This window comes from Nonomuraea sp. NPDC004186 (assembly GCF_053603495.1).
Genome location: NZ_JBSGFQ010000026.1, coordinates 102577 through 125070, shown reverse-complemented (window position 1 = coordinate 125070; position 22494 = coordinate 102577). Strand labels below are relative to the sequence as shown.

The following is a 22494-nucleotide window of genomic DNA, read 5'->3' as shown; positions in this document are numbered from 1 at the left end:
GCGCGACAGCCGGGCCAGCGCGCTGACCACAGCACGCAATTCAACCCTCAGCTGGACCGCTCAGCCGACCACACCTTGATCGCGAAAGATCGAGGTTAGAGGGGCTGCTCGCTCGCTGGACTAATTAGTTGGGACTTACCTGGATATAAAGATCCACCCAGCTGGTGCCAGGCCTGCAGTCATAGTCATACCACTCACCTCTCTGCAGCCCGAGATTTCCCCGCTGCGAGCATGACCACCAAGGATTCGGCCCGTAGAAGGTGTCGTAGTAACGGAAGGGCGACATCGCGCTGGGCGAAGTAGCGTTTGCCGTCGCCGCGTGAGCGGGTGCGGTCGCGAGGAGACCGGCCGCCAGGGCGGCGCTCACGCCCGCGAGCGCCAGGAACTTCTTCATGTAAATCTCCAAATTCGGTACGTGCTTTCGTGGACTCACAAAAGCGTTGCCATCAAGGATTATCGCCGCGACCCGACCCCTGCCGCGAGAACTTCGGGTGAACGCGAGGGAAATATTGATGCGCATGCGTTTAGCGCATTTCCATGGTTGGCTGCGGGGCATTTTAGTGCGCCCTCTCTCGAAAGCTATCCGATAACCGTAATAAGGTTTTCGTTTTCTGGATCGCAATAATGTGGAGTTGCCCTCAAGGGGTGGGTCGCCCGGGGCATCGCCGGACGCCAGGGACATTGCCTGGTCGGTCGTACTCGGCAGGAGAGCCAGCATCACAACCTCCAACGACCGGCCAAGAGCCCATGAAGACCACGCTCGAACGCGCCCTCGCCAAAGCGCTCACGGAGATCGTCATCTGGTTTGATCTCAGCGACGACGACGTCATCGGGCCTGAGGCCACGATGGAGGTACTGGAGCCCGTGATCGCTCTCCTGCAGCGCCTCCCCGGACAGGACCGGCAAGCCCTCGCCGACCTGATCAGCAAGTTCGCGCACCAGGAAGCCGACCCCGAGCGGCAGTTGACCGTCATAGAAGCGCCCGAAACCCTGGGACTCCTGGCCTGAGAGTCGTGTCTTCAGCACTTAGTCGTCTTCCTGGCGGATGGGCCTTCCCGATGCGAATAGCGCATGCTCAGGTCTCCACCCCTGGCAGAAGTCTGGGTCGTCGGCGAACTGCAGCGTCAGAGACCGAACATGAAAGCATGGCCATGCTTCGACCTTGATGTCCCCGCCGAACCCTCCTGAGGGGATCTGCGAGCAAGCTCGGCACCCCGTGAACCACATTCCTCGCTGCTCCACACGGCCGCCGCCCGAGAAGATAAAAGGGGCACACATTCGCCGGGGCTCATGGGCGATGAGTCGCTCAAACCCGGCCTCATCCAGTCGCGTCAGCAGGAAGTCGAGTAGTTCCTCCACGAACTTCTCAAAGCACGCCACTCTGGCATCATCCATCGGGTCCGCGGGCCATCAGACCAGCCGCCCTTGGCGTTCTTTTGCAGCCCTGCTTCGAGCACCACCCCACTGGCGGATCCAGCGGGGTCTTCTCATGCGGTTGATGGACCTCTCGACGCCCACCGGCGGGGCAGGCGCGGCTCCCTACTTGCCTGACGTGCCTGGCAGACCTCCAAGCGGCTGACCGGCTAGGGCCGGCGTACCCCGCTGCGGCGCGCCGCGCTGGAGGCCATCGCCCTGGCGTTGGCCGGACGTGCCGGAGCGCGGCTGGCGTCCATGCTGGGTTTGGCAGCCAGCCGCTCCACGCTGATCCGGCTCATCCACGCCCTGCCGGATCCCGAGATCGGCCGGCTCACCGCGGTGGGCGTGGACGACTTCGCCCTGCGCCGGGGCAACGGCCGCGCGCCCCAGGCGAGGCAATGTGCCGATCGCCGGCACCTGTGGCACAACCTGATCCAAGCCGTGGAACGGTCGGTCTCCCGGCATCGCTCCTGCTCACCAGACCCTCAGGCCGACATTTGCGAGCAGCCCGGGCAAGCATCGGCAGCGCCGCGCACCACCGGCAAAGGTTCAACGCGGTTCGCTGACCGCACCCGTGCCAAGCACGCCAGAATCCATGAGTTGAAGGCGGCCGGGCACAGCCTGTGCTCCATCGCCCGGCAACTCGGCATGACCGACCGCACCGTGATCCGCTACGCCCACGCCGCCACGCCCGAGGAACTGTTGTGGGGCCAGTGGACCACCAAGCCCAGCAGCCTCGACGCCTTCAAGCCCTACCTGCACCAGCGCTGGCAAAAGGGCGAACGCAATGCCACCCGCCTGCTGAAAGAGATCACCACGCTGGGCTACCGCGGCAGCTACGGCGCGCTCAGCGACCACCAAGACCGTCCTGGACCGCTGCCCGGAACCGGCCGCGCTCCTCAAGCACGTCCGCTCTTTCGCCATGATGCTCACCCAACGGCGAGGCCACGACCTTCCCGGCTGGCTCACGGCGGTGAAAGCCGAAGACCTGCCCGCGCTTCACGCCTTCGCAAGCGGCCTCGAGCGCGACCTCGACGCCGTCACCGCCGGCCTGACCCTGCCCTGGAGTTCCGGCCCGGTGGAAGGCCACGTCAACCGCATCAAGATGCTCAAACGCCAGATGTTCGGCCGCGCGGGCTTCCTGCTTGAAGTCGATGTCGCTGAGAAGTAACAGCACCCGAGGGCTTGCGGTGGAAGCATTGATGTCTTCGCGGGATGAAGCGGTGTTGGTGCAGCCCAAGTCCAAGGTCGAGTTGTACGCGGCGATCCGCCGCGACTCTCGAGGAGGCGGTGAAGCCGCCATCGATGGCGAGGGTAGCGCCGGTGATGAAGGCGCCCTCTGGCCCGACGAGGTGGGAGACCAGGGCGGAGACCTCTTCCGGCGTGCCGATCCTGGGCAGTGCCAGCCATGTGGTCATGGCCTGGGCGGCGGGACCGTCGGCGCTCATGCTGTCGTTGGCCGTGGGGCCGGGTTGCACGTTGTTCACGGTGATGCCGCGCGGCCCCAAATCCCTGGCCAGGCCGCGCACCAGGCCGGCGACGGCCGCCTTGGTCATGCCATAGGCAGCGGCCCCGGCGAAGGGTGCCCGCGCGGCGTTCACGCTGCCGATCGTCACGATGCGCCCGCCGTCGCCAAGGTGGGGCAGGGCGGCCCGGATGGTGTGCAAGACCCCGCGCACGTTCACGTCGATCATCCGGTCAATCTCCTCGGCGGGGAGAGCGTCGATGCCTCCCGCGCGGGCCACGCCCGCGCTGGCCACCACCACGTCGAGCCTCCCCAACGTCTGCACGGTGTGCTCGACCGCCCCGGCCATGGCGGCGGCGTCGGCGAGTTTTGGCACGGGACACCCATGCGCTCTGGTCGCGGGCACCCGCTCCGGCCCAGGCGGCGACTTCGGCCGAGTGGTCAGACGTTCTGTTGTTCTGCGAGCCGGTCGCGCTGACGCTGGCCGTAGGCCGCTTTGCGAACGGTCCCGTCGTCCTCGAGCCCGGAGCCGAAGGCGCCGCCCACCATCGCGCTGGAGGTCAGGAACCAGGCCAGCGCCAGGTAGTCGGTGACGCCCGGTCGATGGTTCAGCGTCTCCGAGAGCGGGGCGGGGACCAGCACGAGCGCGCCGACCCCGGTGAGAACCACGAACAGCACCGCGTAAAGGCAGAGCACGCCCAGTGTGATGGTGATCAGGGTGACGGTGTTGTAGAGGTGGGCACGGGCCTTGGGCACCCTGCCGTCGGGACGCTCCCACAACTCGTGGTCGACGATGATCCATGCGGCGAGAGCGAGGATGGACAGCACCATGATCAGCGACTGCCGCCAGGTGTCCAGCGCGGTGGAGAGCTTCCAGGCGGTGTCGTTGATCACGCCGAACGCGGCGGTGGCGAACACGCCCGCCAGCGCCCGTGACAACGAGGTGAACAGCCGCCATGGGCGGTTGGCCCGCACCATGCCGGCGAGTAGGCGCGCCCGCCCGCGCAGGCCGGGCATGACGTAGCGATCGGGGACGACCCGGCCGGGCTCGGTGTCTCCTTCCACCCTACGGCCGATCGCAGGGAGGCGGTCACGGCCGGTGGGCGGGAGGACTAGCAGGCCGACGACGTTGACCACGGCCTCCAAGGTCCGGCCGACCAGGTGAAAGGTGCCGAGGGCGGGCAACGACAGCAGGGCGACGCGGTCGCCGGTGCTGACCTCCGCGCTCACCGCGTCCAGGCCCAGCCGGCGAGGGAGGTCGGTGAGGAATATCCCGACGTCCCAGCCGGACTCGGGCAGGTGCGGACGGACAGCGGTGAGCATGGCCGAGATGTCGACCTGCTCTTCCGCCGCCAGGGGAGCGGTGTACGCGCACACCTGCCAGTCGAAGCCCGGGCCGAGCCGCTCCCGCAACCGGCCGGGCAGGTCGCGCGCCACCCTCACAGCCAGCTCGGTGGGCAGGTCAGGATCGGCGACCAGGGCGATACGCATGTCCAGGCCCTACCCCGAGCGGATCGCCCTGACCAGGGGTCACTGGCCCAGGCCGGTGACGAGATTGATGGCCACGGCCAGGATGCCGGTGCTGAAGAAGTAGGACAGCAGGGCGTGAGCGAGGGCGACCTTGCGGATATGCGTGCTGACCACACGGTTGTCGGTGACGCCGAAGGTCACGCCGATCGTGAACGCGAGGTAGGCGAAGTCGCTGTACGCCGGCGGATCCTCCTGCCCGAAGTCGATGCCGCCGTCCTCGTCCATGTAGTAGAGCCTGGCGTACTTGAAGGCGAACACCGTGTTCACCAGGCCCCACGACACGACGACCGTCACCACGCTCAGGATGACCAGAGCCGTCGTCAGCGGGGTGTGACTGGCGGTGCGGACCAGGGCGAGCGCGACCGCCCCCAGGCTGGCCACCGCGCCGATCAGAACGCCGGTGTCGGTGGAGCGAGCGTCGCCCTCCTCTTGGGCCAACCGCTTGGTGTCATGGTGATCCTTGGGCCAGCTGATCAGCCACACCCAGACCAGGCCCACCGTCGCGGCCACACCCCAGCCGAGCAGCGGCGACAACTCCGGGACCCCCAGCCGCCAGGCACCGGCCGCCATGACGACCCCGGCCCCCAGAGACGTCAGCACGCGCCTCACCGACATGACGCGCTTCCCCGCGCGTCCCCTGGACCCAGACCTCACCGCTCCAACATCCCAACGAGCCCCTGCAGCCAAGGTACCCCGTCCGATGGAGTCGCCGATCGGAGTTCAGGCCGGCGATCAGGGCAGGATCGAGGCCAAATCCTTCGGCATGGTGGACTTCACGTCCTCCCACTCGCCAGCGGTAATGTGCTTCCTGAGCGCTTGCAAAACCTTCTTGACCAGGTCCTCCTCGCTCTCCTGGAGGTCGAAGGCCAGTTCGCCGCAGACGCGGTGGAGGAACTCCTCGCGATCGGCCTTGACCGGCACGGTGCTCGGCCGCCAGCCGTCGTAGTAGACCCCGCGGATCAGCAGCGGCAACTGGGCAGCGAGGTGGGCGCTCTCGTCCACGGTCAGCCGGTCGCGCAGGGCGTGCAGCACGGCGCGCAGGGCGGCGTAGGACTGGTTGCGGTGCTCGGGAGTCCAGCCGTGCGCCTCCTCGATCTCTCGCAGCACGCGGTTCGTTTTGTCGACCGTACGGTTGAACGGCGCATAACCGGTCTCCGCCATCTCCTTCACCCCTTCCTTACATCCTCGGGCATGCCTCGGCTCAAGGCTCGGCGCGGCGGACGGGAGATCACATCCCCCAGCCGGGTAGTGGTCCCCCGCGGGTGTGAAAGATCTTGGCGGGCTTGGGATTCACCGTTCCCCGTCGTGGCAGGCGGCCATGGGGGGACAGCATGCGGGGACGCGATCGGGAGTGGCGTCAGGTCGATGGCCTGCTGCGGGTGTTGCTGCGAGGTGCGGGCGGGACGCTGCTGGTGGACGGAGAACCCGGATCGGGGAAGAGCCGGCTGCTGGCCGAAGCCGTCGCCGAGGCCTCTGAACGCGGCATCGGGGTTGTCCACGGCAGGGTGGAGGAGCTGGGCGAGGTCGCCCCGTGCGGCATGTTGCTGGAGGCCCTCGATCTGCGCTCTGAGCCGGAAGCGGGCGACACCGCCGCCCGTTTCGGTCCGCCGGTCCTGGAGCGGCTGCGGGCAGGGTTCGAGCAGCTGGCCACGTCACCGGTGCTGGCCGCGCTCGACGACCTGCAACGGGCGGACCCGGTGACGCTGAGGACGTTGCACAGCCTGCACGACCGGCTGGCCAACTGGCCCATCGGCTGGATGATGAGCCGCTCGACAGTGCTGGACGGGGGCCAGGCCGTGTCGCTGTTCGACATCCTGGAGCGGGAGGGGGCCGACAGAGTGACGCTCGCGCCGCTGTCACCGGACGCGGTCGCGGCGCTGACGCAGGACACGCTCGGGCGGTCGCCGGACCCGGCGACGCGGGCGCTGGCGGCGGCCGCCGGAGGCAATCCGCTGCTGATCACCGAGCTGTTCGCGGGGCTGCGCGAGGAAGGGCTGCTGGGGGACGCGGCGCGGGCCCACATGCCCGACCGGCTGCGGATGGTGGTGCGGCGCTGGATCGACACGCTGAGCGCGGAGGCCAGGAGCCTGATGGAGACGATCGCAGTGCTGGGCCGTTCGTTGTCGCTGGAGCACGCCGCGTCGCTGCTGGACACCACGCCCGCCGCGCTGCTCCCGATGACGGAGGAGGCCACGGCCGCGGGCATCCTCCTCGTGAGCGAGCACGGCCTCACCTTCCGTCACGAACTCGTCGGGAACGTCGTCGCCGCGGGCATCCCCTCATCGGTGCGGCAGACCCTGCTCGACCAGTCCGGCGTTCTCATGGGCTCTGAGCGGCCGGGGTCGGCCGGCCTGCTCACCGGCCCGGCCTCCTCCGACATAGACGCGGCGGTCGCCAGTGGCCGGCTGGACGAGGCCGAGCAGATGGTGCGTGGCCGCCTCGCCGAGCACGGCTCCGTGTACGGGGTGGCCGAACTGCGCTGCCTGCTCGCGGACACCATGTACCTGACGGGCCGGGGCGAGGAGGCGATCCGCGAGGCCGAGACGGTGCTGGCGGTGCCGGGCCTCCCCCGCCACGTACGCGAGCGGGCGACCCTCGTGCATCTGTACGCCACGGTGCGCCTGCGGGAGGACGCCGGCTCGCGGCCGTTCGCGCAGGAGGTCATCGACGGAACGGATCGATACGGTCCCGCGGCCAGGACCGCCGCGCTGGTCGCCCTGGCCACCGCCGAGCGGCACGAGGGCAGGCTCACGGCCGCGCTGGCCCTGGCGGAGAGCGCCGGACGGCTGGCCGCCGCCGCCGCGCCCGAGGACCGCCGCTACGAGGCCTGCCTGGCCACCGTCGCCGTGCTCGTCGACATCCACCGGCTGGACGAGGCACGGACGATGCTCCGCCAGGCACGCAAGGACATGTTCGGCCACGGTCATCTGGCCTGGGCGGCGGACGCCGCGGCGCTGGAGGCCCGCCTGGAGCTGCTCGCGGGCCGTTTCGATGACGCGGTCACCCAGGCGAACAGGGCCCTGGACCTGGCCGGTGCGCTCATCACGCCGCTGTCGGCTGCGGCGGCCCGCGCCGTGCTCGCCGCAGTCGCGCTGCGGCGCGGCGACCTGCAGGGGGTGGCGCATCACGTCGCGGAACAGCCCGGGGGCACGGCCGAGGCTCGCTTCCGGCACGCCTTGCTGTCCGCGCAGCTCGCGGAGGCACGAGACGGGCCGCGCAGCGCTATGCCCCTGCTCGCAGAGCTGCCCCGCCCGCTGCTGCTCAGCATGGAGCCCGCCGCCGGCCCCTGGATGGTCCGGCTCGCCCTGGCCGCCGGCGACCGGGCGGCGGCCGAGCACGTGGTGGCCGCCGCCGAGGCCCTCGGCCGGGCCAACCATGAGTTTCCCACGCTTGCCGCCGCCGCGGCGCATGCCAGGGGCCTGCTCGACGGGGATCGCGACGCGCTGGCCCTGGCCGCCGGGCAGACCGAGGACGTGTGGGCGCGGGCCTCCGCCGAGGAGGATCTCGGCATGCTGCTCTCCACCGCCGGGCAGCGCGTGGCGGCAGCCGAGAGCCTGGACCGCGCCTTGGGCCTGTATCACGACATCGGTGCCCTGCGGGACTCCGCGCGCATCCGCCAGAGACTGCGCGGAATGGGGGTACGCCACCGCCACTGGAGCTACGCCGAACGCCCGGTCTCCGGCTGGGACAGCCTGACCGAGACCGAGCACGCCATCTCGTTGCTTGCGGCGGACGGATGGACCAACCCGCAGATAGCCGAACAGATGTTCATCAGTGTGCACACGGTCGCGTTCCACCTGAGGCACGTCTTCCGCAAGCTGAGCATCAGATCCCGGGTCGAGCTCGCGCGGCTCGCGGCGGAGCAGTCGAGGGAGGCCTTGCCCGGCGGCGGCCGCGGCGTACGGAGTCGCGGCGATGACTACTCAGCTGGGGGATGTGCCCGCGAGACGCCTGGGCCAGGTTCGGAAATGTAGGTCGTCACATTTTTCGGCCTATTCAGGAACCCATCCAGGAGGTCCAGATGGCGCTGCTCGCAGTACGTCGCAGGGGCGGCGAGATGTTCCCCGCCCGCGAGATCGAAGACACCTACGACAGGCTCGGACAGCTCATGAACGCGGCTCTGGGCGAGGCTCTGGGCGCTCTTCCCGGCGATGGCGGCATGGGGGCTTGGGTGCCCATGGCGGACGTGTCGGAGACTGAAGACTCCTACGTCGTGGAGATCGATGTCCCCGGAGCGCGCAAGGACCAGATCGACGTCCAGCTGTCCGAGCGCGAGCTGATCGTCACCGGGCAGGTCGAGGAGCAGGAGCGTCAGCGCCGGCACCGCAAGATGCGCAGGACCGGCCAGTTCGAGCTGCGCACGACGCTCCCAGGAGACGTCGACGCCGACCGCGTGGAGGCTCACCTGTCCGACGGTGTGCTGACCATCACCGTGCCCAAGGCAGAGGCCGCCAAGCCCAAGCACATCGAGGTTTCCGCCTGAGGCGGGGAGAGGAGGAGTCGTGCCCGTCGCGTCGTCAGGCCCCGCCACCGCCAACCGGGAACCGATCGGGAGCTACCGCAGCTACGAGGAGGCGCAGAAAGTCGTCGACTACCTGGCCGACCATGGATTCCCCGTGCAGGGGACATTGATCGTCGGCGCCGGGCTGCGCTCGGTGGAGCGGGTTCTCGCGCGGATGACCCTTCTGCGCGCGGCCACATGGGGCGCGGCCGCCGGAGCCTGGTTCGGGCTGCTCATCGGTCTGTTCCTGGCGATCTTCTCGGTCACGGCCGCGGCAGCGTTGCCTCTGGTGCTCTGGGGGCTGGTGTGGGGCGTGGTAGCGGGAGCGATCTTCGGGCTGGTCTCGCACGCCCTCCAGGGCGGCCGGCGGGACTTCGTCTCCGACAGCACCCTCGTGGCCGACAAGTACGAGGTTCTCGTCGATTCGGAACACGCGGCCAGGGCCCATGAGCTGCTCCGGGCGATGAGTGGATAGCAGTACGAGGGAGCGAGTAATGGCGAAAGCAGTCGGCATCGATCTCGGCACCACGAACTCGGTGATCGCCGCCACGGTGGACGGCCATCCCACGGTGTTGCCCAACGCGGAGGGTTCGCGGACGACGCCGTCCGTGGTGGCCTTCACCGATCAGGGCGAACGGCTGGTAGGCCAGATGGCCCGCCGCCAGGCCATACTGAACCCGAAGGGAACGATCTATTCCTCGAAACGATTCATCGGCCGCCGCTTCGACGAGGTCAAGAGCGAGATCCACGCGGTCTCCTTCGACGTGGTCGAGGGACCCCAGGGAGCCGTGCGCTTCCAGGTCGGCGACAAGCAGTACGCGCCGGAGGAGGTCTCCGGCCTCGTCCTGCGGAAGCTGGCCGCCGATGCGGCGAAATACCTCGGTGAGAAGGTGACCGAGGCGGTCATCACCGTTCCGGCGTACTTCAATGACGCCCAGCGCCAGGCGACCAAGGATGCGGGGCGGATCGCGGGGCTCGAGGTCCTGCGGATCATCAACGAGCCGACGGCGGCGGCGCTCGCGTACGGGCTGGACAAGAAGACGAACGAGACCGTGCTGGTGTTCGACCTGGGCGGCGGCACCTTCGACGTCAGCATCCTGGATATCGGCGAAGGCGTGGTCGAGGTCCGCGCGACCTCCGGCGATGGCCACCTCGGCGGCGACGACTTCGACCGCAGGATCGTCGACCACCTGGCCGACGAGTTCCAGCGGGACCAGGGCATCGACCTGCGCAACGACCCGCAGGCCCTGCAGCGACTCTTCGAGGCGGCCGAGAAGGCCAAGGTGGAGCTCTCGGAGGTCACCCAGACCACGATCAGCCTGCCGTTCATCACGGCGGACGCCTCGGGGCCGAAGCACCTCAACACCACGCTCATGCGCTCCACGTTCGAGCAGATCACCGCCGACCTGGTCGAGCGTTGCATCGCCCCCGTCAAGCAGGCGATGGAGGACGCGAAGCTCAGGCCCGCGGACGTCGACGAAGTGATCCTCGTCGGCGGGGCGACCCGGATGCCCGCCGTGCAGAATCTCGTGCGCCGGCTCACCGAGGGCAAGGAGCCCAACATGACGGTGAACCCGGACGAGGTCGTCGCGATCGGCGCGGCTGTCCAGGCGGGGATCATCAAGGGCGAGGTGCAGGACGTCGTCCTGCTCGACGTCACGCCTCTGTCGCTGGGCGTCGAGACGCTCGGCGGGCTCATGACCAAGGTGATCGAGCGCAACACGACCATTCCCGCGCGCCGTACCGAGGTCTTCAGCACGGCCGAGGACAACCAGAACGCCGTCGACATCGTCATCCTGCAGGGCGAGCGTGAGCGCGCCGCCGACAACCGGGTGCTCGGGCGCTTCCGGCTGGAGAACATCCGGCCCGCGCCGCGGGGGGTGCCGCAGATCGAGGTCACCTTCGACATCGACGCCAACGGCATACTCAACGTCTCGGCACGGGACAAGGACACCGGCGCCGAGCAGCGGATCACCATCAGCGAGAGCTCCAACCTGGACAAGTCGGAGATCGAGCGGATGGTCGCCGACGCCGAGCGGCACCGTACGGAGGACGTCAGGCTCCGCGAGACCATCGACGCGCGCAACGAGCTGGACTCGGTCGCGTACCAGGTGGAGCGCCGGCTGGAGGAGCTGGGCGACGCGGTTCCCGTGCACGAGAAGGCGAGGGCCGGGCAGCTCGTGGAGGAGGCCCGGCAGGCGATCAAGGAAGAGGCGCCGATCGACCGGCTGCGCACACTCAGCGGCGAGCTGCAGCAGGTCTATCACAGCCTCGGAGCCGCCGCGGGCGGCGGGCCCAGCGTGCCGCCGCAGGACAGGACGGAAGGTGCCCCTGGCGGTGAGGAGGACGTGATCGACGCCGAGTTCACGACGTCGGAGCCCGAGTGACATGAACGAGCACACACCCCAGGCCCAGGCCGGCGCGCAGGGTGAGGAAGCCATCTCGCCCGCGGAGACCGACGCGAAGCTCGCGGAGCTGGAGGACCGCTGGCTGCGTGCCGTCGCCGACCTGGACAACCTGCGCAAGCGCATCGCCCGCGACGCCGAGCGGATCAGGGCGGAGGAACGGGCAAGGGTGGCGGCCGAGTGGCTGCCCATCCTGGACAACCTGGAGCTCGCGCTGAGCCACGCGGGCGACGGCGGCGCGGACGCGGTACTCGACGGGATACGGGCCGTGCGTGACCAGGCTGTCGCCCTCCTGGCCAAGCTCGGCTACCCCCGCCATGACGAGGCGGGCGTGCCCTTCGATCCCGCCCGCCACGAGGCGGTGGCCACCGTCGAGCGGGCCGATGCCGACCCGGGCACTGTGGTGGAGGTGCTCCGTCCCGGCTACGGCGATGCCGAGCGGCAGCTCAGGCCGGCGATCGTGGCCGTCGCGAAGAAGGTGGAGTGATGGCCCCACGGCGCGACTACTACGAGGTGCTCGGCGTGGACAGGAACGCCGAAGCCGACGAGATCCAGCGGGCCTACCGCAAGCTCGTGCGCGCCTATCACCCTGATGTCAACAAGGATCCCGGCGCCGAGGACAAGTTCAAGGAGATCTCGGAGGCGTACTCCGTGCTCTCCGATCCCGAGACGCGCCGCCGCTACGACGCGTTCGGGCACGATTTCCGCCAGGTGCCGCCCGATGTGGACCCCGCCGAGTGGGCCCGCGCCCGTGCGGGCGCCGGCGCGCGGGCCGGCGCGGGCGGCCAGTGGCGCCAGGCCCGGCCCGGGGACTTCGGCTTCGGCGAGGGAGTCGACCTGGAGGACCTGCTCGGCGGCATGTTCGGCGGCCGGGGCAGACGGCACTGGGGCCCCGTGCCCGGTGCCGACCAGGAGGCGGAGCTGACGCTTTCCGTTGAGGAGGCCTACCACGGCGGGCGGCGCACCATCACGCTACCCGGCGGGAGGCGACTGGAGGTCAACATCCCGCCCGGGGTCACCAACGGTCAGCGGATCAGGCTGGCCGGCCAGGGCGGGCATGGAAGCGACGGAGCGCCGGCCGGCGACCTCCTCCTGATCACGCGAATCGCCCCCCATCCCCGCTACCGCGTGGAGGGCCGCGACATCCACGCCTCGCTGCCTCTCGCTCCGTGGGAGGCGGCGCTGGGCGCCACGGTCGCGGTGGACACCCCGGGCGGCGAGGCGAAGGTGAAGGTGCCGCCGGGCACGTCCTCGGGCCGCCGCCTGCGGTTGAAGGGCCGCGGTATGCCAAATCCGCGCGGAGCGCCCGGCGACTTCTTCGCCGAGGTCCGGATCATGGTGCCGGCCAGGCTCACGGACGAGGAGCGGCGCCTGTTCGAGCAGCTCGCCGCCGTCTCTCACTTCGACCCGAGGGGGCGTTCATGACGTACGCGATCGTCCGCCCGATCCGGCTCGACCTGGACTCCTACGCGCGGGCCACGGGCCTGCACCCGCAGGCCGTGCGCCGGCTGGTGACGCTCGGCCTGCTGGAGCCGACCAGGAACGCCAGGGGGGAGTTGTGCTTCGCCCCCTCCCAGGTGGCAACCGCGGCCCGGATCCAGCGGCTGCACGAGGGACTGTCCATCAACTACGCCGCGATCGGCGTGGTGATCGATCTCCTCGACCGGATCGAGGAGCTGGAGGCCGCCCTGCGCGGCCTCTCACGACGCTAGGGGGCTGGAGTGGACCCGAACAGGATGACGCAGAAGTCGCAGGAAGCCCTGCACGACGCCCAGACCAAGGCCCTGCGCTTCGGCCACACCGAGGTCGACGGCGAGCATCTCCTGATGGCCCTGCTCGACCAGCCGGAAGGTCTGGCACCCAAGCTGGTGGAGCAGGCCGGAGCCGATCCGCGGCGCCTGCACGCCGACCTGGAGGCCGAGTTGTCGCGGCGGCCCAAGGTCAGCGGGCCGGGCGCGGCGCCGGGCCAGGTGTTCGTCACCCAGCGCCTGTCGCGGCTGCTCGACGCCGCCGACCGGGAGGCGAGCCGGCTGAAGGACGAGTACATCTCTGTCGAGCACCTGCTGCTGGCCCTGATCGAGGAAGGACCCACGACCGTGTCCGGTCGGCTGCTGCACGAGCAGGGGCTGACCAGGGACCGGTTCCTGGAGGCGCTCACCTCCGTACGCGGTCACCAGCGCGTCACCTCGGCCATGCCCGAGGTCGCGTACGAGGCGCTGGAGAAGTACGGACGCGACCTGGTCGCCGACGCTCGGGCGGACAAGCTCGACCCGGTGATCGGCCGCGACACGGAGATCCGGCGGGTGATCCAGATCCTCTCCCGCAAGACCAAGAACAACCCGGTGCTGATCGGCGACCCCGGCGTCGGCAAGACGGCCGTCGTCGAAGGGCTCGCCCAGCGCATCGCCAACGGCGACGTCCCCGAGGGGCTGCACGACAAGACCGTCTTCAACCTGGACATGGGCGCGCTCGTGGCGGGCGCCAAGTACCGCGGGGAGTTCGAGGAACGCCTCAAGGCCGTGCTGAACGAGGTGAAGGCGGCGGAGGGCCGAATCCTGCTGTTCGTGGACGAGATGCACACGGTGGTGGGAGCCGGGGCGACCGAGGGAGCCATGGACGCGGGCAACATGCTCAAGCCGATGCTGGCCCGCGGCGAGCTGCACATGATCGGCGCGACCACGGTCGAGGAGTATCGCCTGCACATCGAGAAGGACGCCGCCCTGGAGCGCAGGTTCCAGCCGGTGCTGATCGACGAGCCCTCGGTCGAGGACACCATCTCGATCCTGCGCGGCCTGCGCGAGCGGCTGGAGGTCTTCCACGGCGTGAAGATCCAGGACAGCGCTCTCGTCGCCGCGGTGACGCTGAGCCACCGTTACATCTCCGACCGGTTCCTGCCCGACAAGGCGATCGACCTGGTCGACGAGGCGTGCGCGATGATCAGGACCGAGATCGACTCCATGCCGGCCGAGCTGGACGCCCTGACCAGGCGGGTGCGGCGGCTGGAGATCGAGGAGGCCGCCCTGGAGAAGGAGGAGGACCCGGCCAGCCGGGCCAGGCTCGCCGAGTTGCGCACGGAGCTCTCCGCCCTGCGTTCCGAGGCCGACGCGATGCGGGCGCAGTGGGAGGCCGAGCGCTCGGCCCTGCGCAAGGTCCAGAGCCTGCGGCAGGAGATCGAGCACGTACGGCGGGAGGCCGAGCAGGCCGAACGCGACTACGACCTCAACCGTGCCGCCGAGCTTCGCCACGGCAAGCTACCCGAGCTGGAGCGCCGGCTGCGCGCCGAGGAGGAGCGGCTGAGCAGCCGGCAGCACGGGCAGCGGCTGCTGCGCGAGGTGGTGACCGAGAACGAGATCGCGGACATCGTCTCGCGCTGGACCGGCATTCCCGTGTCCCGGCTGCAGGAGGCCGAGCGGGACAAGCTGCTCAAGCTCGACCAGATCCTGCACGAGCGGGTCGTCGGGCAGGAGGAGGCCGTGCGACTGGTGGCCGACGCCATCATCCGCGCCCGCTCCGGCATCAAGGATCCCCGTCGCCCCATCGGGTCGTTCCTCTTCCTCGGGCCGACCGGGGTCGGCAAGACCGAGCTGGCCAGGTCACTCGCGGCGGCCCTGTTCGACACCGAGGACAACATGGTCCGCATCGACATGAGCGAGTACCAGGAACGCCACACGGTCAGCCGCCTCGTCGGCGCCCCTCCCGGCTACGTCGGCTACGAGGAGGGCGGGCAGCTCACGGAGGCGGTGCGGCGCAAGCCGTACTCGGTGGTGTTGTTCGACGAGATCGAGAAGGCCCACGCGGACGTCTTCAACACGCTGCTGCAGGTCCTCGACGACGGCCGGCTGACCGACGCGCAGGGCCGCACGGTCAACTTCCGCAACACCGTGATCATCATGACCTCGAACATCGGCTCGCACCACCTGCTCGACGGGATCACCCCCGACGGCGAGATCAAGCCCGAGGCCCACGACGGGGTGATGGCGGAACTGCGCCGGCACTTCCGCCCCGAGTTCCTCAACAGGATCGACGACGTCGTGCTGTTCAAGCCGCTGACCGAGGCGGAGATCGAGCGGATCGTCGAGCTGATGTTCAACGACATCAGGGAGCGCCTGGCCGAGCGGCGGCTCACGCTGGAGGTCACCGAGGACGCGCGCAAGCTCATCGCCAACCAGGGGTACGACCCCGTCTACGGCGCCAGGCCGCTGCGCCGCTTCATCGCCCGCGAGGTCGAGACCAGGATCGGCCGCGCCCTGCTGGCCGGCGACGTCCCCGACGGCTCGACCATCACGGTCGGCGCCGACAAGGGGGAACTCAACGTCACCTTCCACTCGCCGAGGAGCTGACATGCACACCGTCGTGACCTGCGTGAACTGCGGGAGGCAGAACAGGGTTCCGGCCGCGGCCGAGGGCCGGCCCCGCTGCGGGAACTGTCACCGGCCGCTGCCGTGGATCGCCGACGCCGGCGACGACACCTTCGCGGAGGTCGCGGAACGGGTGCACCTCCCCGTACTCGTCGACTTCTGGGCGCAGTGGTGCGCGCCGTGCCGGGCGGTCACGCCCGCGCTCGAACAACTCGCCCACGAGATGGCCGGACGGGTGAAGCTCGTCAAGGTCGATGTGGACCGGGCCCCGGCCCTCTCGCAGCGCTTCACGATCACGGCCGTCCCGACGCTCATGATGCTCAACGAAGGCCGCGTCGTGGCACAACGCGCGGGCGGGGCCCCGCCGGCCCAGCTCCGCGAATGGGTCGAGGGGACGTTGAGGACACCGTCATGATGGAGTCCGCGGCCTCCCTGTCCGAGACACCGGACCTGCATGGGGCCTATCCCCGTCTGGACGAGCGGCGCGTCGCCGAGCTGTCGAAATGCGGCGAGCGCAGAACCGTGTCGCCCGGCGACGTGCTCTACCGGGAGGGTGAGCCGGCCCGGGAGTTCATCGTTATCCTGCGGGGCAAGGTGGCCACGGTCGAGGGGTACGGCGGCGAGGAGGAGCGGACGATCGCCGTCCACGGCCCCGGACGCTTTCTCGGCGAGCTCGGCCTCCTCACCGGCCAGGCCGGATTCCTGACCGCCGTCGTGCGGGAGCCCGGCGAGATCCTGGCTGTTCCGGCCGACCAGGTGCGCACGATGGTGGCCGGTGACCCGGCGTTCGGAGACCTCGTCCTGCGGGCCTACCTGACCCGCCGCACCCTGCTGATCGGCATGGACGCCGGGTTCCGCATCATCGGCTCCCGCTACTCGCCCGACGCCCGCCGGCTGCGCGAGTTCGCCGCCCGCAACAGGCTCCCGCACCGGTGGATCGACCTGGAGGAGGACGAGGAGGCGGAGGCGCTGCTGCGCCAGCTCGGCATCTCCCCGCAGGACACGCCGATCGTGATCTGGCGCGGAGACCAGGTGCTGCGCAACCCGACCGCCGCCACGCTGGCCAAGACCATCGGCCTGCCCGCCCCGCGGCCCGGCGACGGCGTGTGCGACCTGATCGTCGTGGGCGCGGGCCCCGCCGGCCTGGCCGCGAGCGTGTACGGAGCCTCGGAGGGCCTGACCACGGTCGTGCTCGACGCGGTCGCCGCGGGCGGCCAGGCGAGCACCTCCTCCCGCATCGACAACTACCTCGGCTTCCCGTCGGGCATCTCGGGCGCCGAGCTCGCCGAACGCGCCGTCATCCAGGCGGCCAAGTTCGGAGCCCGGCTGACCGTACCGGCCGAGGCGAGCGGGCTGGAGGCCGACGACGGCCACTACAGCGTGCTCGTCGAGGGCGGGCCCGCCGTGCAGGGCCACGCCGTGCTCATCGCCACCGGCGCCCGCTACCGCAAACTCGACGTTCCCGACCTGGAGAAGTACGAAGGGTGCGGCGTCTACTACGCGGCGACGCCGTTCGAGCTGCGCATGTGCCGGCAGGCGCCGGTGGTCATCGTCGGCGGCGGCAACTCCGCGGGCCAGGCGGCACTGTACCTGTCCAGGAACGCCTCGTCGGTGCGCATGCTCGTCCGCGGCGGCGACCTCAGCGAGAGCATGTCCCGCTACCTCACCGACGCGATCGGCCGGACGCCTGGCATCGAAATCATGTTCCGTACCGAGGTACGCGAACTCCTCGGCGACGGCTCCCTGCGGGCCGTCCGCGCCCAGAACAACCAGACGGGGCAGTTCATCGAGATCGAGACCAACGCGATGTTCGTGTTCATCGGCGCGGATCCGCACACCGGCTGGCTGGCGGGCGCCGTCCCGCTGGACGACCGGGGCTTCGTCATCACGGGAAACGGCTCGTCGCACTGGGAGGCCCTTCCGCTGGAGGCCGGGCGGCCGGGCGTGTTCGCCGTAGGGGACGTTCGCAGCGGGTCGGTCAAACGGGTCGCGTCCGCGGTGGGGGAGGGTGCGATGGCCGTACGCCTGCTGCACGAAAGGTTCACCATGACAGGGCATCGACAGCAAGGACGGTGATCCAGATGCCAGTGATCGCGGTTTCCAGGTTCGAGCACTTCTTCCGCGCCGCCGCGGGACTAGACGTGGACAAATCCGATCTCAAGCGCTACAGCGACTTCATCAACCGGAAGCTGTACGACATGCTCGTCGTCGCCGAGGCCGCGGCGAAGTCGAACAGGCGCGACATCATCGAGTTCTGGGATCTGCCCATCACCAAGGGACTGCAGGAGAGCATGCACGACTTCCGGGACCTGGACGAGGAACTGGACCTGGCATCGATCCTGGCGGACCTCGCGGCGCTGCCTCCGCTGGATCTGTCGCTCAGCGAAGAAGCCGAGGCCCGGCTACCGGCTGTGGCGGGTGGGCTCTCCGTGGCCCTCGCCAGGGCGATCAGAACCATAGAGCCTGACCGCAAGAACCCGGCGAGCAAGGAGTGGACACGCACAATCCGTGTCTTCGACCTACTGCTATGACGAGATTCGGCGCGTTGCTGGTGCCTCTGCTCGCAGGGAGGATGAACGAACGCGAGCTGCGCGCGGTCCTCGGGCACGAACTGTCGCACGTCTACAACCGCGACATTCTGATCTCCTCCGTGGCGGGGCCCTGGCCACGATGGTCACACCTGGCCGGGTTCTTCGGCGGGGGAGACGATGACGAGGGTCCCGGCTTCCTCGGGGCCCTCCTGATGATGATCCTCGGGCCGGTGGCGGCCGCGATGACCGGCCGGCTCTCCTCGACCTCGCACCTCGTGATCGCCAACCCGTTCCGTGGCGGGGGCATCGGGAGGCTCTTCTCCACCCACCCACCCATCGCCGGCCGGATCGCACGGCTGGAGGCCATGGCCGGTTACCGCCGCTGATCTGGGGTCGGGGCCGGCGGGTAATTCCTCAGGGTGAGGACAAGGTCGGCGACAGCGAGCGTGCGCTGGACCCGTACGTCGAGGGGGCGGGTTTCGCCGGGCTGGCCGCAGTGCGAACGCTGGCCAAGGCGGGCGCGCTGGTCACGCTGATCGACCACAACCCGTACTCGACCTTTCAACCCCTGCTCTACCAGGTGGCTACGGCCGGGATGAGCAAAGACCTACGCCGCTAAGTAGGGGGTGCTGCCCCAACGGGCACAACGTGCCGGGCGCGCCGAAGAACGCACAGCCGCTTTATTCGCTCGACGACGCGGCAGCGTTGCGGCGGCGGCCGCTGTGTCGTCGAAGGGCCTGCTTAGGGCAAAATGCTGCTCGAGAACGGAGCGCCCGCTACCCAACGCGGGCAGCTTCACGGTAAGAGGTGAAAGACGACCGGAAGCCGCCAGGCGGGGCACCACGTCTGGGGGTGCGGTGATGGCATTGCCCGCCGCGAGGCGATGGCTGGACAGGTGGGGTGACCGAGTCCCCGGCTCAGGTCAATGGGGGCGGCGTGGGCTACGCCGCTGGGTGCGGCGTGAGAGGCAGTTGCTGATGCCGACGGTGACGGTCATCGTCGGGTGCCTGGTGGCATGGTGGATCTCCACCGAACTGATCGGCTCATCTCAGCCGGTGCTCGCTCCCACCGGCGTGCTGCTTTCGGTGACGGCGACCGCCTACAGCACCGTGGTTCATGCCATCCAGCAGACCGTCGCGGTGCTGGTCGGACTGGCGGCTGCTATCGGCTTCGTACAGGTGTTCGGCACCAGCGCCGCCACCATGGCCGTCCTGGTCACGGTCGCGCTGGTGGTCAGCAGAACAGTCGGCATACCGTGGCAGAACACACAGGCGCCCATCACCGCTCTACTCGTGTTCGCCCTGGGCCGCGAGTACGGCATGGCGCGGCTGCTCGACATCGTCATCGGCGCGTTCGTCGGAGCCACGCTCACACTGATGATCCCGCCCCGTCACGTGGGCCGGGCCGCCAAGGACCTGGCCGACCTCGCCGATGATCTCGCCGACCTTTGCTCCGACCTGGCGGAAGGCGTCAGGCAGTCCTGGACCGCGCACCAGGCGCAGAAATGGCTGGCCCGCGCCAGACGTATGTCCGTCAGGCTGCGTTCGGCCCACGAGAGCGCTGAACGAGCCACCGAGTCCCTGCGTTTCACCCTGCGTCGGGCGCGAACCCGCCAGCGCCTACGCCGCATCATGCAGGCTGTCCTATGCCTGGAGCACGCCTGTCTTCAACTGCGCGGCGTCGCCCGTGCCCTCGCCGACCTGGCTGCCGGGGTTCGCGGCCTGCCAGGACAGCGCGAGACCGGCAGCTTTCCCCGGGTCTTCGCCGACCTGCTGGATGCGATCGGGAAGGCCTACGCCTGTTTCGAGCACCTGCTGGTCGCCCCTGGCAGCGGCGAGGACCTGATCCGCCTGCGCGCCGCCGTAGCGGAAGGCGAGCGCCTCGAACGCGCCGCCCGCAAGCAGATGGCGAAGATCGATCCGCATTCACCCCTCTGGACGTTGTACGGCGCGCTGCTCGACGACTGCGTCCAACTGCGACATGAGGTCGATCCCGACGACGGGCCACATCGCAAGGCCATCCCCCCACGCGCCCGTGACCAAGCGGCCCGGCTCTCGTCACGTCGGCGACACTGACCTTCCGCAGTCCAGCAGGTTCACCGGGGGTGTTGTCGGTCTGTACGCCGCGGCGCTTGACCTGAGGAATGGATCAAGTGTGACACCTTGGCATGCGCAGCGCGGCCTCGCGTGACTGCTGCCACGACCAAACCTCTTCCGGTTCGGTCTCCACGCTAAGAGGGGAAGCCCAAGGTGTAGCGAGCCGGGCTGAGGGCACATGATGCCTGACAGCGCTTTGACTGCGTGTTTGTCGATCCGGGTCGGATGGTGACGCCCAGAAGGGGAATTCCCGTCCCGGGAGTGTGTTGCCGATGTTGCACCGTCGCCGACCTGACTCGACCCGCGCTACGCGATTTCGGCCCCTCCGGCCCCTGCCACCGATCCCGGCATGCCCGCGGCAGCCCGTAGGCGGCGCGGTGATGACGTTGAGAAGCGGCCATTTCCCGGGAGCCACGCTGATCACGGTGATCGGCGAGGTGGATGCGAGCAACTCCATCGAGCTGAACGCCTACCTCGATCACGAGCGCCGGCGCCTGGACGAGCACCTGATCATCGACGTCAGCGGGCTGTCGTTCCTGGGTTGTTCCGGCCTGGCCGCTCTGATCAACGCCTCCGTCCTCGCGCGCGCCCACAACGCGGAGCTGCACCTGGCCGGAATACAGCCCTCGGTGGCCCGGCTGCTGACCATGACCGACACTTGGCAGGCGGTCACCGTCCATGACCATATCGAGCAGGCGATCGCCGCCATGCGGGCACGCGGGTCTAACGAGCCCCCCGAGACGGCATAGTCAGGGTCGCCCTGGTCGGGGGCCAGGACGACCTATCGTGGACGGAGTGGCTGGGCGCGCCCTGCTCCCACCGCTCGCGGTGTGGCCGGTTAGCTCCTCAACAGCGGCTTGATCGCGGTCGGATGCATCTTCGGGCCAACGCTCGAGCACCTGCGCATCACCCGCAAGACCCTGCTTCAGTAGAGAACGTCCCGCCAACTTCCGCGCGCCCCGGCCAGCCATCGCGCCTACTAGCATATTCTGGACACCGTCGCCGACCTCGACTGCTCTCCTTACGGGCTCGGGATGGGAGCGAGGTGCTGGGTCTGCTCATCGTTTCGAGAAGCACCGAGAGGCTCTCCGTCAAGCTCGAACGCCTGGTCGGCCAGGGCGTCCTCGCGCGGGCCGAACCGGCCACGAGAGTCCGGCAGGCAGGGGCCGACCCGGCGCTTTGTCGTTCGAGGTGGACGACAGCTGGGTGACGCTCCGGTCCGTGCGGTATCGCTGGTGTCCGTCCGTGATGCGTCGAGCGTCACTGGGGTGGGGCAGGAACGGGATGGCGGCCGGCGCTTCTGCGACCGCGACCAGATGACCTACCCACGTCGGCGCGGCGACGATGAGGATCTGTGACTCCAGCAGGCTGCGGTGGATCCGGGGCCAACCGTCCCCCTCCCCATGTCGGACTGGACGCCCGAGTGGGTGTGATTGTGATGATCGGGCTCGATCATGCGCTTCATCGGTCGCCCGCCATGGGCGGCGTATCGAGGCTGTGAGACGAATCGGCGCTCAGGAGGCGAAGCAGACACCCGACGGGATGAGGTGCGCGGACATGTTGAGTTCCATCATCCGTAGGGCTGCTTGACCGAGGTCCTCGTGAATGGTGGCAACGCAGTCCGGCGGCACGGTCAGCTTGTAGTGCCGCACGTACGCGTCCAACGCGCTGTACAGCACGCACTGTTCCGTCACTTGCCCGGCCAGCACGACCGTTTCCACCTGCTGGTGAGCCAACAGGTATTCCAAGGAGGTGCCGAAGAACGCGCTGTGGCGCACCTTCGGCAGGAACGCGCACCCGGGCGGCGGCAGGATCGGCTCTACCAGGTCCGCCCGCTTGCCGTTCAGCGCCTTCGCCACGATCCCGCGCCGGTCGGCGGCGAAGTCACCGTAATTGTCGTTGACATACACCAGTTCGACATCGTCACGCTCATTGGCGCGCGCTACCAGATCCGCCAGCGGTTCGATGATCGTCGCGACCTGCCGGGCAAGCTGCGCGGCGTCCTGGTGTTCGTACGGGTTGAGCATGTCGATGACGACCAGCGCTGACCTTGCCATAGCTCCTGTCATCTCCAGCCGCTACCGGTTCATCCCAGCACAGCCGCACCATGGCCCTATTGGAGGGCCAACGAGGCCAATCGCAGGGCAGATCATGACGTCCGCTCGATCTATCACCTGGCCCGAGGCGGTTTC

General features: G+C 69.2%; 24 protein-coding genes. 17 read left to right on the top strand and 7 right to left on the bottom strand.

Going from position 1 to position 22494, the window contains the following annotated elements; translation table 11 throughout:
* Window positions 1-124: 124 nt before the first annotated feature.
* Window positions 125-394 carry a hypothetical protein gene (locus ACWEPL_RS22340; protein WP_363969230.1) on the bottom strand — a complete coding sequence of 90 codons (270 nt, stop codon included), beginning with the start codon at window positions 392-394 and terminating at the stop codon, window positions 125-127.
* Window positions 395-747: 353 nt separating this feature from the next.
* Here ACWEPL_RS22340 and ACWEPL_RS22335 point away from each other — a divergent pair, with 353 nt between their 5' ends.
* On the top strand, window positions 748-1008 hold the full coding sequence (locus ACWEPL_RS22335) for a hypothetical protein (RefSeq protein ID WP_452437338.1): 261 nt from the start codon (window positions 748-750) through the stop codon (window positions 1006-1008).
* Window positions 1009-1583: 575 nt separating this feature from the next.
* On the opposite strand, the gene ACWEPL_RS22330 is transcribed toward ACWEPL_RS22335, so the two are convergent.
* The gene (locus ACWEPL_RS22330; protein ID WP_452437337.1) at window positions 1584-1715 is read right to left on the bottom strand and encodes a hypothetical protein; all 132 of its coding nucleotides are present in this window, start codon (window positions 1713-1715) and stop codon (window positions 1584-1586) included.
* 623 nt (window positions 1716-2338) lie between these two features.
* On the opposite strand from ACWEPL_RS22330, the gene ACWEPL_RS22325 reads away from it, so the two are divergent.
* A complete protein-coding gene (locus ACWEPL_RS22325; RefSeq protein ID WP_363969226.1) occupies window positions 2339-2587 on the top strand; it encodes a transposase in 249 nt (82 codons plus the stop codon).
* Here the strand turns inward: ACWEPL_RS22325 and ACWEPL_RS22320 are convergent.
* From ACWEPL_RS22320 to ACWEPL_RS22305, 4 genes are all read right to left on the bottom strand, one after another.
* Window positions 2526-3257, bottom strand: a complete 732-nt coding sequence (locus ACWEPL_RS22320; RefSeq protein ID WP_452437336.1) for an SDR family oxidoreductase — start codon at window positions 3255-3257, stop codon at window positions 2526-2528. The two genes, ACWEPL_RS22325 and ACWEPL_RS22320, sit on opposite strands and share 62 nt — an antisense overlap.
* Window positions 3258-3322: 65 nt before the next feature.
* Complete coding sequence (locus ACWEPL_RS22315) at window positions 3323-4372, bottom strand: hypothetical protein (protein WP_363969220.1); 1050 nt, start codon at window positions 4370-4372, stop codon at window positions 3323-3325.
* Between the two features lie 39 nt (window positions 4373-4411).
* The gene (locus ACWEPL_RS22310) at window positions 4412-5026 is read right to left on the bottom strand and encodes a DUF1345 domain-containing protein (RefSeq protein ID WP_452437335.1); all 615 of its coding nucleotides are present in this window, start codon (window positions 5024-5026) and stop codon (window positions 4412-4414) included.
* Window positions 5027-5143: 117 nt separating this feature from the next.
* Entirely contained in the window at window positions 5144-5572 is a 429-nt protein-coding gene (locus ACWEPL_RS22305) for a DUF2267 domain-containing protein (protein WP_350740539.1), read from the bottom strand.
* Window positions 5573-5742: 170 nt separating this feature from the next.
* On the opposite strand from ACWEPL_RS22305, the gene ACWEPL_RS22300 reads away from it, so the two are divergent.
* The 15 genes from ACWEPL_RS22300 (at window position 5743) to ACWEPL_RS22230 (ending at window position 21051) form a co-directional block, all read left to right on the top strand.
* Window positions 5743-8385, top strand: coding sequence for an AAA family ATPase (locus ACWEPL_RS22300; RefSeq protein ID WP_452437334.1), 2643 nt, complete (start codon window positions 5743-5745; stop codon window positions 8383-8385).
* Between the two features lie 47 nt (window positions 8386-8432).
* Window positions 8433-8894: an Hsp20/alpha crystallin family protein gene (locus ACWEPL_RS22295; protein ID WP_363969212.1), complete on the top strand. Its 462-nt coding sequence runs from the start codon at window positions 8433-8435 to the stop codon at window positions 8892-8894.
* A gap of 19 nt (window positions 8895-8913) precedes the next feature.
* Complete coding sequence (locus ACWEPL_RS22290) at window positions 8914-9387, top strand: general stress protein (RefSeq protein ID WP_452437333.1); 474 nt, start codon at window positions 8914-8916, stop codon at window positions 9385-9387.
* A 19-nt stretch (window positions 9388-9406) separates the two neighbouring features.
* Entirely contained in the window at window positions 9407-11299 is a 1893-nt protein-coding gene (gene dnaK / locus ACWEPL_RS22285; RefSeq protein WP_363969208.1) for a molecular chaperone DnaK, read from the top strand.
* A 1-nt stretch (window position 11300) separates the two neighbouring features.
* A complete protein-coding gene (locus ACWEPL_RS22280) occupies window positions 11301-11804 on the top strand; it encodes a nucleotide exchange factor GrpE (RefSeq protein WP_363969207.1) in 504 nt (167 codons plus the stop codon).
* Window positions 11804-12742 carry a DnaJ C-terminal domain-containing protein gene (locus ACWEPL_RS22275; RefSeq protein WP_363969205.1) on the top strand — a complete coding sequence of 313 codons (939 nt, stop codon included), beginning with the start codon at window positions 11804-11806 and terminating at the stop codon, window positions 12740-12742. The genes ACWEPL_RS22280 and ACWEPL_RS22275 overlap by 1 nt, the downstream gene beginning before the upstream one ends.
* Complete coding sequence (locus ACWEPL_RS22270) at window positions 12739-13029, top strand: chaperone modulator CbpM (RefSeq protein WP_344985676.1); 291 nt, start codon at window positions 12739-12741, stop codon at window positions 13027-13029. Before ACWEPL_RS22275 ends, ACWEPL_RS22270 begins: the two co-directional genes overlap by 4 nt.
* 24 nt (window positions 13030-13053) lie before the next feature.
* A complete protein-coding gene (gene clpB, locus ACWEPL_RS22265) occupies window positions 13054-15657 on the top strand; it encodes an ATP-dependent chaperone ClpB (RefSeq protein WP_452437339.1) in 2604 nt (867 codons plus the stop codon).
* A gap of 1 nt (window position 15658) precedes the next feature.
* Complete coding sequence (trxA, locus tag ACWEPL_RS22260) at window positions 15659-16090, top strand: thioredoxin (RefSeq protein ID WP_363969201.1); 432 nt, start codon at window positions 15659-15661, stop codon at window positions 16088-16090.
* Window positions 16087-17751, top strand: coding sequence for an FAD-dependent oxidoreductase (locus ACWEPL_RS22255; protein ID WP_452437332.1), 1665 nt, complete (start codon window positions 16087-16089; stop codon window positions 17749-17751). The genes trxA and ACWEPL_RS22255 overlap by 4 nt, the downstream gene beginning before the upstream one ends.
* 5 nt (window positions 17752-17756) lie before the next feature.
* Complete coding sequence (locus ACWEPL_RS22250; RefSeq protein ID WP_363969197.1) at window positions 17757-18206, top strand: DUF1931 family protein; 450 nt, start codon at window positions 17757-17759, stop codon at window positions 18204-18206.
* Window positions 18203-18592: a M48 family metalloprotease gene (locus ACWEPL_RS22245; protein WP_452437331.1), complete on the top strand. Its 390-nt coding sequence runs from the start codon at window positions 18203-18205 to the stop codon at window positions 18590-18592. The genes ACWEPL_RS22250 and ACWEPL_RS22245 overlap by 4 nt, the downstream gene beginning before the upstream one ends.
* Before the next feature lie 110 nt (window positions 18593-18702).
* Window positions 18703-18825, top strand: coding sequence for a hypothetical protein (locus tag ACWEPL_RS22240; protein ID WP_452437330.1), 123 nt, complete (start codon window positions 18703-18705; stop codon window positions 18823-18825).
* A gap of 358 nt (window positions 18826-19183) precedes the next feature.
* Window positions 19184-20281, top strand: a complete 1098-nt coding sequence (locus ACWEPL_RS22235) for an FUSC family protein (protein ID WP_363969191.1) — start codon at window positions 19184-19186, stop codon at window positions 20279-20281.
* A 401-nt stretch (window positions 20282-20682) separates the two neighbouring features.
* Entirely contained in the window at window positions 20683-21051 is a 369-nt protein-coding gene (locus ACWEPL_RS22230) for an STAS domain-containing protein (RefSeq protein ID WP_363969189.1), read from the top strand.
* A gap of 765 nt (window positions 21052-21816) precedes the next feature.
* On the opposite strand, the gene ACWEPL_RS22225 is transcribed toward ACWEPL_RS22230, so the two are convergent.
* Window positions 21817-22359 (bottom strand): cysteine hydrolase family protein, encoded by a 543-nt coding sequence (locus ACWEPL_RS22225; RefSeq protein WP_452437329.1) that lies wholly within the window; start codon window positions 22357-22359, stop codon window positions 21817-21819.
* Between the last annotated feature and the right edge of the window lie 135 nt (window positions 22360-22494).